At 70.3% G+C, this 6,050-nt stretch carries 7 protein-coding genes; 4 read left to right on the top strand and 3 right to left on the bottom strand.

Annotated elements, in window-relative coordinates; all coding sequences use genetic code 11:
- Positions 1-255: 255 nt before the first annotated feature.
- Genes D7X99_RS41295 through D7X99_RS41285 form a run of 3 tightly spaced genes read left to right on the top strand, consistent with a single transcriptional unit; the run spans position 256 to position 1,790 of the window.
- Positions 256-453, top strand: a complete 198-nt coding sequence (locus D7X99_RS41295) for a hypothetical protein (RefSeq protein WP_147476415.1) — start codon at positions 256-258, stop codon at positions 451-453.
- 41 nt (positions 454-494) lie between these two features.
- A complete protein-coding gene (locus D7X99_RS41290; protein ID WP_233614201.1) occupies positions 495-1,244 on the top strand; it encodes a hypothetical protein in 750 nt (249 codons plus the stop codon).
- Positions 1,245-1,268: 24 nt separating this feature from the next.
- Complete coding sequence (locus D7X99_RS41285; protein ID WP_233614199.1) at positions 1,269-1,790, top strand: hypothetical protein; 522 nt, start codon at positions 1,269-1,271, stop codon at positions 1,788-1,790.
- Here the strand turns inward: D7X99_RS41285 and D7X99_RS41280 are convergent.
- Both D7X99_RS41280 and D7X99_RS41275 read right to left on the bottom strand, forming a co-directional pair.
- Positions 1,747-2,538 (bottom strand): FRG domain-containing protein, encoded by a 792-nt coding sequence (locus tag D7X99_RS41280; protein ID WP_121782508.1) that lies wholly within the window; start codon positions 2,536-2,538, stop codon positions 1,747-1,749. The genes D7X99_RS41285 and D7X99_RS41280 overlap by 44 nt on opposite strands.
- Positions 2,539-2,647: 109 nt before the next feature.
- Positions 2,648-2,884 carry a hypothetical protein gene (locus D7X99_RS41275; protein ID WP_120581469.1) on the bottom strand — a complete coding sequence of 79 codons (237 nt, stop codon included), beginning with the start codon at positions 2,882-2,884 and terminating at the stop codon, positions 2,648-2,650.
- A 274-nt stretch (positions 2,885-3,158) separates the two neighbouring features.
- Between D7X99_RS41275 and traC the strand changes: the two genes are divergently transcribed.
- A complete protein-coding gene (gene traC / locus D7X99_RS41270) occupies positions 3,159-4,976 on the top strand; it encodes an outer membrane exchange accessory lipoprotein TraC (RefSeq protein WP_121782507.1) in 1,818 nt (605 codons plus the stop codon).
- Positions 4,977-4,979: 3 nt separating this feature from the next.
- On the opposite strand, the gene D7X99_RS41265 is transcribed toward traC, so the two are convergent.
- A partial coding sequence (locus D7X99_RS41265) for an MFS transporter (protein WP_233614198.1) occupies positions 4,980-6,050 on the bottom strand: 1,071 nt, incomplete at its 5' end.

The raw sequence follows: 6,050 nt of genomic DNA, 5'->3' as shown, positions 1-6,050 counted from the left end.
TGGGTATAGGGGACGGGGGTGGGGGGCTGGGGCGTTCGATGCCGGTGGTGTCTGGCATTGGCGCACCTCCATGTGGGGTGTCCCAACGGCTCTTTGGCGAAGATGCGTCCCACGTCTGTCCATTGCCAGGCGGGGGACCCCGGGGTCGCAGACACGGGTGAGGACGGACAGGGAGACAAGGTCCCGCAGGGCGTGTCGGCTCAGGCCTGCGGGAGGGGCGGGCGCGACGCACCGTTGGCGGTGGAGGTGGTTCAGATGCTCATTGTCGGCGCGGTGCTGGTGGGAATCCTGGTGATGATGCTGGTGATAGGTGGGGTCATCGTGGGGGGTGTGCTCGCGCACAAGAACGCGCGCGAGGATGACGCGCGGTGGGCGAAGGAAGACGCGGAGCGCGCGTCACGGCGCGACCGGGACATGTCCGGGCCCATGGGTGGGGAGCCTGTGCACGCGTGAAAGCGTGAGGTACTTTCCTCGCGTGGGTGCGAGGATGCACCGTGCGATTCGCGCTGCTGTCATTGCTGGGGTTGCTGGTGGGGTGTGCGGCCTCGGCGCCTGCTCCCACCACGTTCGCGGACGCGAAGACCGGTCGCGGCCCCTGGGCGGAAGTGCCTGCGGTCGAGATGCCCGCGGGGGACAACTCCATCCCCATCGGCCTGATACGAGATGTGGCGGACGCCTTCCTCAAGCGTCCAGGTGCCCGAGCGTGCGACCCCGCGACGCTGCGTCCCATCCAGGGGTTGTCCACGGAGTACTGCGCGACCGTCTACGTCGCAGGCGGGCGAGAGTCCCTGTCCTGGCGCGTGTCCGAACCGGTTCGCGGAAGCCACAGTCGTTGCTCCGCGCCTCAGCAAGTCCAGGATGCTGACCACCCGGCCTCACAGGTCTGGGTGGTCGGGTTCATCCACAACCATCCGTGTGGCAGCCCTCCTTCTTCGGTGGACCTCATGGCCTGGCCGACGGATGCGATTGATCCGCTGACGGCCATGGCAGTGGTGCGCCTCGTCCCCGGCAACCCCGCCCCGGCCCTCTTCAAGAGTCTGGCGATCGAGATGACCTCTGCCCTGGTCGCGGAGCGCATGGACGGCTCCCGGGTCTACCTGCGCTATTTTCCCACAGGCGAGGTCGAGCAATGGAGTGAACGGCGGCGAAGGTGGATCCTCCTGGGCACCTGCGCGCCGACACAGAGCCACCTGGGGGCGGTGCCCCAGTGCACGAATGGGCCGTTGCGGCTGCTGCGTGAATAGGGAGCATCGATGAGGGGCAGGGTTGTGACGGCAGGATGCATCGCGGTGCTCGCGGGATGTGCCGCGAAGCCGAAGGCGTGGACGACGCCCATCGAATGGCCCGATGAGACGTCCGCCACGCTCGTGGGACAACCCATGGAAGCCGGGGCCGCGGTGGCCGCGGCCGGAGCGGTGCGGGAGTTCATCCGCACGAACCCCGACCCCACGTTGTTCCAGGGCTGTTCCAGCCCGGAGCAGGGCCTGTCGGTCGCCGTCTTCACCGGGCCCACCCAGGGCCTCTACTTCGTCGCGGTACACCAGGACTTCAGACGGTGTGGTGGGCCGCGCATCCGGGTGCTCGATGCATGGGATGCCTATGCGGTCACTCCCCAGGGAGAGGTGCTCGCGAAGGCTCCTCCTCCGGCGGGAGATGCTTCCTTCGCGGTTCCACCACCGGCGCCAGACGCGCAGCCTCCCTCACCTCCAGCCCCACCGCCCGCGCCAGAGCCACAGGTTCCTGCTCCTACCGGGGACGCGGAGCGTAGTAGCGGCGCAACCAGCGGCTGAGGCCGTCCAGGCCGGGGAAGAGGACCCGCTCGGTGATGTTCGCCTGGTCGAGCTTGTCCCGGATCTCCCACTTGAGCCGCGCTGGCACCACCAGCCTGCGCACGCCCTGGTGCTGGTGCTCCAGGAATTCGTTCAGGCTCAGCCCCGGCCCGTTCATCACCGAGAACAGCGCGAACTGATTCACGATGCGCGCATCCAGTGACGGCGGCTCGAAGAACAACACGAACGGATGCTCTCCCAACCCGTCGAACGTCGACAGGTCCCCCGCCACCGTCGCCAGCATCTCCGCCGTGAACACGTCCGCCCCCTCCAACCGCAACTGCTCACGCAGCGGCCGGGGCAACTGCTGGTTCGTCTGGTGATAGTCCACACACCACACGGCGCCGTCCTGCTCCAGCAGGTCCATGCGCTCCGTCATGAAGTGCAGTGCCACATAGGGACTGAACGTCCAGTCCAACAGCCGCGTTGGCATCCCGTGATGCTGCGCCAGCGCCAGCCAGTCCCAGATGGACGTCAGCCGCTCCGTGCCCGGCACGCCTCGCGCGTACTTGCGGAAGGCCCGCAGCAGGTCCCGCTCCAACCGCACGAACGCTCCCTGGCGGTTGAGCGTCGCCGTCAAATCCAACGTCGCGTCCGGAACGCCCCGGAACACGAAGCTCGTGCGGAACCGGCCCAGCGGCTCGTTCCATGAGCCCGCGAACACCAGGTCCTGCAACTCCAACCAGGATGTGACGCGATGCTCCTGCATCCGCTGCCCCCTCGCCGCCTGACAAGGTGGGCCCGGTCCTCCCGGAACGCAGGGACCGGGCGTCCAGGACGCCCGGCCGGCTCAATCACAGGGATTGAAACAAAGACACCTACGGCTGCCCGAAGTTCGCGGGCTGCGTGAAGGCAAACGAGCTGGCGCCTGGTGCCTTGTCCTGCTGGAACATGGGGCACTTGGCGCAGGTGAAGCTCTCCCAGTCCTGACGGACCGCCACGTCGATGCAGCCGCCGTAGAAACGGCAGTGGACGTTGCGGTGGTCCTCAATGGAGAAGGTATCGGCCCGCAGCGGGAGGTGGAACTTGGTGGGACGCGGCTGTGGACAAGGCATTGGATTCCTCTAGCCCCCCTCGTGGGTGCTGATTCCCTCTACTGACTGGTGCGTCGCGTCATTCCCGGCAGTCCGTCGCCCGGACACTGAACGCTTGCACCCCGCCTCATCGCTGCCAGCAGAAGACCGTGTGGGTGTGACACATTCAAAAGGCACAACAGCCTAATGACGTCGGGCGTCCTTGGCCCGTCCCGCCAGGATGTCTGCCTTCACGCGGAGCAACCAGCCGGGCAGGCCGTCGGAATCTTCACGCCCGGAGCGCTTTCCCGCGAGAATGCGGCGCGTGAGCTCCCCCGCCGCCCGACCCCCCCGCGATTCCTCCCGCTGGCTGAGCGCCCTGGCCCTGCTGTCGCTCGTGCTGCTCAGCGGCTGTTCCGCCTTCTCCCGCGCGGTGCGCGAGGGCGACGGCGCCGTGAAGGAGCGCCACTGGGCGGAAGCCGAAGCCGCCTACCTGCGCGCCCTGGCCGCGGATCCGGAGGCCTCTGAAATCACCGTGAAGCTGCGCGCGGTGCGCAGGGAGTGGGGCGAAGAGGTGTACCAGGAGGCCGGCGCCGCCCATTCCTCCGGGGACCTGCCGTCCGCCACCAAGCTGCTGGTGCGCGTGCTGGAGCTGAACCCCGACCATGAAGGGGCCCGCGCGCTGCTCGCCCAGACGCTGGATGCGCGCGTCCAGGTGGCCCTGGGGCTGCTCAAGGAGGAGAAGCTCCAGGACGCTCGAACGGAGCTGGACGCGGTGCTGGCCGTGGCGCCGGACCACGTGAACGCTCGCAAGGGCGTGGACGCCGTGCAGGTGGCGTGGGCCAAGCGCTTCTTCTCCAGCGCGGAGACGCTGGAGAAAGCCGGCAAGCTGGGCAACGCGCTCGTGGCCTACGTGCGCGCGGACCAGGAGCGCGTGGGTGCCACCGCCGCTCGCGAGCGCGCGGAGTCCGTGCGGCAGCGGCTGCGCGACGAGGTGGCCTTCCTGGTGGTCGCCACGCCCGTGGAGGACAACGCCCAGGCCCCCGACGTCGCCCAGCGGCTGAGCGCGGGACGGCTGGCCTCGGCGCTCCCCACGAAGCTGCCCCTGAAGGTCGTCACGGAGGCGCCCCCGGGCCGCGTGGGCGTGAAGCTGGACCTGTCCCTGGAGCGCGTGCTGCCGCTCAAGGCGGTGGAGGATTCGCAGCGCAGCCAGCGCTACCTCGCGGGCAACCGCTCCGTGCCCAACCCCAAGCGCGGCGACTACGAGAAGAAGCTGTTGGAGGCGGAGCGCACCCTGGAAGGCGTGGAGCGCAAGCAGGCCGCCGTGCTGCGCGAGTACCTCAAGGCCCAGTTGGAGCTGGGCACGCTGCGCGACGTCGCCGAACGCTGCCGTGAGCGGGAGAAGCGCGAGTGCCGCGCGGCCATCCAGGAGTGCGGCGAGGAGGCCCGCGACGCGAAGAGCCCGGGCAAGGTGCCTGGCGAGTGCGACCCGGAGCGGTGCTCGGGGCAGTGCACCCAGGATGAGGGCCTGATGTCGATGAAGTCCAAGGCGGCGCGCGTGCTGGAGGTGGCGGTGCAGGTGTCGCTGGACAAGGCGGAGACCCAGCGCACCGAGGTGCAGCGCAACCGCGACTCCGTCTTCCGCGAGCCCATCACCGTGGAGGAGCCCATGTACTCGGACTTCGTCTACGACGTGCAGCTGCACCGGCTCACCGTGACGGCCACCGTGACGTCTGTGATGCGCGACCTCTTGACGCCCCAGCAGGTGCCCGCCCCCAACACGCAGGACTACGCGGTGCTGCACGAGGACCTGGCGCACAAGGGCTATGACCGCTACGGCGTGCTCGCGGACCCCGTGCAGCTGCGCAACGAGCTGGAGCTGCGCGTGGACGCGGGCGACAAGGCCGTGGCGGACGTGGCGAAGCACGTGAAGGAGCGCTTCGACCTGTACCGCGGCAAGCGCGTGGAGGACGCCCGGCGCGGCATGGTGCGCCCCGGCGCGGAGGACGTGGTGGAGACCGCCGTGCGCGCGCTGCTGCTCACCGCGGACGCGCCCCCGCAGGACATCCTCCAGCCCGTCGCCCGCGCGCGCGGCCTCACCCGGCCGGAGGCCCTCCTGGGCGTCGGGCAGTAGCCGTCAGTCCAGGCTGGCGCTCATCTCCGGGCGCTCCAGCCGCAGCGTCTCCACCCGGCGCCTGCGCGCGCCCGCGATGGTCAGGTGCCACGCGGCCGCGGCCAGGCCCACGCAGAAGCAGCCCGCCCACAGCGCGGTGGCTCCCACGTGGCCCAGCATCGCTCCGCCCAGCGCGGGGGCGACGCTGGACGCCAGGCCCCACATCATGTGGTACGCGCCCTGGTAGCTGCCGCGCAGCTCCGCCGGCGCCAGGTCCGCCACCACCGACGGCGCCACCGGCGAGTGGACAATCTCTCCCAGCGTCCACACCGCCACGGCCGCCATCGCGAGCGGCACGGTGGCCGGCAGCGCGTGCAGCCCGAAGCCCACGGCGGTGAGCACGCCCGCCACCGCCAGCGCGGTGGAGCGGCGCACCCGGCCCACGCCTCGCACGACGAACGGCTGGAGCGCGACGATGAGCACGCCGTTGACGGACATCACCAGCCCGTACTGGGCGGGCGTCAGGCCCTGCTGGGTCAGCGTCACCGGCAGGCTCATGAAGCTCTGGTGGAAGAGCAGGGCCAGCGCGAACACCGGCAGGCAGAAGGCCAGGTACACGCTGTCACGGAAGGGCGTCAGCACCGCCCCCAGCGGGGAGTGCTCCGCGTGCGCCGCTCGAGCCTCCGGGGGCCGCGTCTCCGGCACGAACGCCCAGACGCAGCAGCCGTAGAGGAACGTGGTCACCGCGTCCGCGATGAAGAGCAGCCGGTAGCCCAGCCCCGCGAGCAGGCCCGCCAGCGGCAGCGCGATGGCGAAGCCCAGGTTGATGACCCAGTAGAGCAACCCGTACGCGCGCGCCCGGTCCTGGGGCGGCACCAGGTCCGCCACCGCCGCGGACACCGCTGGCCGGTACAGGTCCCCCAGGATGCCCAGGAGGAAGGCCGCCACCGCGATGCGCCCCGGCGTCTCCGAGTGGCCGATGAGCAGCATGGCCCCCGACCCCAGCCACAGGCCCCCCGCGAGCGCGGCTTCAGCGCGGCGCAGGCGGGCTTCATCGTGGCGCTCCATCGCGCGGGCGCGGTGCTGGCGGCGCCG

Origin of the sequence: Corallococcus sp. AB032C, from assembly GCF_003668935.1 — a bacterium.
Lineage (GTDB): Bacteria > Myxococcota > Myxococcia > Myxococcales > Myxococcaceae > Corallococcus > Corallococcus exiguus.
Note: the sequence above shows the minus strand (reverse complement) of the source record. Positions and strands in the feature narration are given on the sequence as shown.

What these genes read in the sequence shown, in the direction of transcription:
- D7X99_RS41295 (WP_147476415.1), top strand. Translation starts at nt 256, where the DNA reads ATGCTCATTGTCGGCGCGGTGCTGGTGGGAATCCTGGTGATGATGCTG.
- D7X99_RS41280 (WP_121782508.1), bottom strand. Translation starts at nt 2,538, where the DNA reads ATGCAGGAGCATCGCGTCACATCCTGGTTGGAGTTGCAGGACCTGGTG.
- D7X99_RS41275 (WP_120581469.1), bottom strand. Translation starts at nt 2,884, where the DNA reads ATGCCTTGTCCACAGCCGCGTCCCACCAAGTTCCACCTCCCGCTGCGG.
- traC (WP_121782507.1), top strand. Translation starts at nt 3,159, where the DNA reads ATGCGGCGCGTGAGCTCCCCCGCCGCCCGACCCCCCCGCGATTCCTCC.